4 protein-coding genes and 1 pseudogene are annotated in these 3,653 nt (G+C 66.2%); 3 read left to right on the top strand and 2 right to left on the bottom strand.

Going from position 1 to position 3,653, the window contains the following annotated elements; translation table 11 throughout:
- The 3 genes and pseudogenes from JMF90_RS28660 to JMF90_RS28650 all read left to right on the top strand — a co-directional run.
- Positions 1-129 (top strand): annotated as a pseudogene (locus JMF90_RS28660) (MBL fold metallo-hydrolase); the annotation flags it as partial.
- Complete coding sequence (locus tag JMF90_RS28655; RefSeq protein ID WP_054928578.1) at positions 122-352, top strand: hypothetical protein; 231 nt, start codon at positions 122-124, stop codon at positions 350-352. The pseudogene JMF90_RS28660 and the gene JMF90_RS28655, both read left to right, overlap by 8 nt.
- Positions 353-540: 188 nt before the next feature.
- Complete coding sequence (locus JMF90_RS28650; RefSeq protein ID WP_054928579.1) at positions 541-2,106, top strand: methyl-accepting chemotaxis protein; 1,566 nt, start codon at positions 541-543, stop codon at positions 2,104-2,106.
- Positions 2,107-2,115: 9 nt separating this feature from the next.
- On the opposite strand, the gene JMF90_RS28645 is transcribed toward JMF90_RS28650, so the two are convergent.
- Both JMF90_RS28645 and JMF90_RS28640 read right to left on the bottom strand, forming a co-directional pair.
- Entirely contained in the window at positions 2,116-2,523 is a 408-nt protein-coding gene (locus tag JMF90_RS28645; RefSeq protein ID WP_054928580.1) for a DUF3224 domain-containing protein, read from the bottom strand.
- A gap of 221 nt (positions 2,524-2,744) precedes the next feature.
- Entirely contained in the window at positions 2,745-3,575 is an 831-nt protein-coding gene (locus tag JMF90_RS28640; RefSeq protein WP_011549231.1) for an alpha/beta fold hydrolase, read from the bottom strand.
- Positions 3,576-3,653: the final 78 nt, after the last annotated feature.

The raw sequence follows: 3,653 nt of genomic DNA, 5'->3' as shown, positions 1-3,653 counted from the left end.
TCGCGGCTGCTGGACCGGGTCAGCTCGGAAGGGCTGCTGATCGCCGGCATGCATCTGGGCGAACCCGGGTTCGCGCGAATCAGGCGAACGAACGGCGAATACGGCCTGTTTTACGAGACCGATGCCTGACGCGATACAGGCGTTTCCGTACGTGTATGTCGACGACTCCGATTCGATCTGTCGACGGACGCTCGCATTGCAGGCGATTCCGCTGGAAGCGCCCGCCGACACGCCGTCCGGCGACCGGCGGCTGATGGTGAAGGACGCGCGCGGAAACGTTTGGCCGATCGCCACGCACCAGCGCGGCGCACCGGCCGACGAAATTCGTTCGAGGCTCGCCGACTGCCGGTAGTCGCGCTGCGCCTTCCCTCTCTGTCGCAATCGTCAAGATTCGTGTCGCGTGCGGATAAAAGCCGCCCGTTCCCCGCGCCGTTAACTCGTTCGCAACCCCGCGCCGCGTAGTGCGTCATGGCGCGCGCCGTTCGTGTTCCGGAATTCACCTCCGCCGCTGGCCGTGCCCGGCCGGCTCAAGGGAACGTCATGCGAAAACAACTCACTATCCGTGGTGGCCTCGTCGCGACCATCGCCGGCTATACCGTGCTGCTCGTGCTGGTGGTCGGTGCGGGTATCGCGGCCCTCACCATCGGCAACGGTTCGCTCGAGGCGATGTACCGCGACGACACCGCGTCGCTGCTGCACCTGAAGACCAGCTCCGAGCGGATGCTCGTGCTGCGCGAACGCATGAGCGACGTCGCGCAGATCATCAGCGCCGGTCAGCCCGCGAAGGAGGAAGTTGCGCAACTTCACACATTGCTCAAGCAGAGCAACGACGAACTGGACGCGTACACGCGTCTGCATGCGCGCGACGCCAGCGAGCAGGCGCTGTTCGACACGCTGCAAAGTCGTCGGCGCGCGCAGCTCGACCGCGTGTTCCTGAAGGCGCTGTCGCAACTCGACGGCGACGACGCATTCAACTTCCTCGACACGCAGCGCACCGCGCCGCCGGCGTTGTTCGCCGCCTACCAGGAGGCGATCGACGCGCTCGAATCGTTCCAGGTCGCGCGCCAGAAGGCCCGCTACGAGGCGGCCGGCGTGAATTTCCACCGGATCGTGTGGGGGATGGGGGCGGTTGCGGTGCTGGCGCTCGTCGTCGGCTTCGTTGCGCAGCGCGTGCTCGCGAAGGCGATCATCGAGCCGATCAATCTCGCGGTCGATCAGTTCGAGAAAATCGCGAAAGGCGACCTGACCGGCACCGTCGTCGTCCCGGGCGAGAACGAGATGGCGTATCTGCTGAATGCGCTGAAGCGGATGCAGGACGGCCTCGTCGATACCGTGAGCCAGGTGCGTGCGAGCACCGAGACGATCGTCGGCGACGTGCGCACGATCGCGAGCGGCAACGTCGACCTGTCCGCACGCACCGAGCAGCAGGCCGTGTCGCTGCAGCAGGCGGCCGCGAGCGTCGAGCAACTGACGGCGGCCGTGCGCCAGAACGCGGACAACGCGCGCGATGCGCGCACGTACGTCGAGGGCGCGGCCGGCATCGCGTCGCGCGGCGGCGAAGCGATGCAGCGCGTCGTCGCGACCATGTCGGAGATTTCGACGAGCTCCACGCGCATTTCCGGCATCGTCGGCGTGATCGAGAGCATCGCGTTTCAAACGAACATCCTCGCGTTGAACGCCGCCGTCGAAGCCGCGCGCGCGGGCGAGCAGGGGCGCGGGTTCGCGGTCGTCGCCACCGAGGTGCGCGGGCTCGCGCAGCGCTGTGCGGCGGCGGCGAAGGAAATTCGCGACCTGATCGGTCATTCCGCGCGACGCGTCGAAGACGGCAGCAGCCTCGTCGCGCTGGCCGGCTCGGCGATGACCGAGCTCGTCGCGGCGGTCGAGCGCGTCAACGCGATCATGGGCGAAACCAGCCAGGCGTTCGACGAGCAGTCGTCGGGCATCGAGCAGGTGAACGCCGCGGTAATCCAGATGGAGCAGACGATGCAGCGCAATGCCGCGCTGGTCGAGGAGGCGGCGGCCGCGGCGCTGTCGCTCGACGAACAGGGCGCGCGGCTGAGCGCGGCGGTCGCGCAGTTCCGCCTGCGAGAAGCAGCGCTCGCGTGACGGGCGGGCTTATTGCGGCGCGTCAGGCAATGCGTAGTCGAAGCGGTACGCATGCTGGCCGTTGTCGATGTCGATGCGCATCGCGCCGGACAGCCCGAGCAATTCGTCCGTGCCGGAATCGGGCACGACCGTGATCGACTGCGTCGGCTGCCCGCGCGTCATGGTGGAGCTGTGCTGCAGCACGAAGCTGCCCTTGCGTCCGCCGAGCACGCCTTTGACGGTTTCCATCGCCACGTAGCCGGCCGAGCCCTGAACGCTGCTGCGAAACGCGAGCATTTCACCTTGGCTCACGGCTTCCAGATCGCCGTGAAAATGCTTGTCCAGCGACATGCGGCCGAGCCCGCTGCCTTCCGCGACGTTGCTCAAGGGTTCCGGATTCAGTTTCACTTCGAACGGACCGCGGGCCTGCAGTGTCATGACTGTTCTCCTCGTTGAATGGGCAATCGGCACTATAGGCGAATGCTGTCGGCGATGGGCGGATCGTGATGCGTCAATCGCCGGCCGGCCGATAAAGCGCTTTCAACTGAGACAACTCGTCGATGAATCGATCCTTGAGCGCCTGCGGCCCGTTTGCCCGCCGTTTTCACGCGGCCTCCCGCCTGCGCCCAGACTGAAGGCCGCGCCGGCATCCGCCGCGTTCAGCTGCGGATGAACGCGAGCAGATCGGCGTTGATCGTGTCGGCGTTGGACGTCGGCATGCCGTGCGGGAAGCCCGCGTAGACCTTCAGCGTGCTGTTCCTCGCCAGTTTCGCCGACAGGAGGCCGGAATCCGCATACGGAACGATCTGGTCGTCGTCGCCGTGCATCACGAGAACGGGAATCGTGGTGCTTTTCAGGTCTTCGGTGAAGTCGGTCTGCGAGAACGCGACGATCCCGTCGTAGTGAGCTTTCGCGCTGCCCATCATGCCTTGTCGCCACCAGTTCCAGATGACGCCCTGCGACGGTGTCGAGCCGGTGCGGTTGTAGCCGTAGAACGGGCCGGCCGGCACGTCGTAGTAGAACTGCGCGCGGTTCGCCGCGAGCTGTGCCTGGAGATTGTCGAACACGTCCTTCGGCAGGCCGCCGGGATTGCTGTCGGTCTTGACCATCAGCGGCGGGACGGCGCTGATCAGCACGGCCTTGGCGACGCGATCCTCGCCGTGACGCGCGACATAGTGGATGACTTCGCCGCCGCCGGTGGAATGGCCGACGTGAACGGCACCCTGCACGCCGAGATGATTCACGACCGCGGCGACGTCGTCCGCATAGTGATCCATGTCGTGGCCGTCCCACACCTGGCTGGAGCGTCCGTGGCCGCGACGGTCATGCGCGATCACGCGGTAGCCCTGGGCGAGGAAGAACAGCATCTGCGCATCCCAGTCGTCGGCGCTGAGCGGCCAGCCATGATGAAAAAAGATCACCTGGGCGTCGCGCGGACCCCAGTCCTTGTAGAAGATGTCGACGCCATCTTTCGTGGTGACGTATCCCATGTCTGCTCCTGTTCGGTGGGCGATATCGATGCACGGCGCACTTGCGGTTGCCGCGATCGCCAGACCGGCGCGGCATGT

This window comes from Burkholderia sp. E168m23 (assembly GCF_016586125.1).
GTDB lineage: Bacteria > Pseudomonadota > Gammaproteobacteria > Burkholderiales > Burkholderiaceae > Burkholderia > Burkholderia orbicola.
The sequence above is the reverse complement of the archived record's forward strand: the minus strand, read 5'-3'. Positions and strand labels throughout refer to the sequence as shown.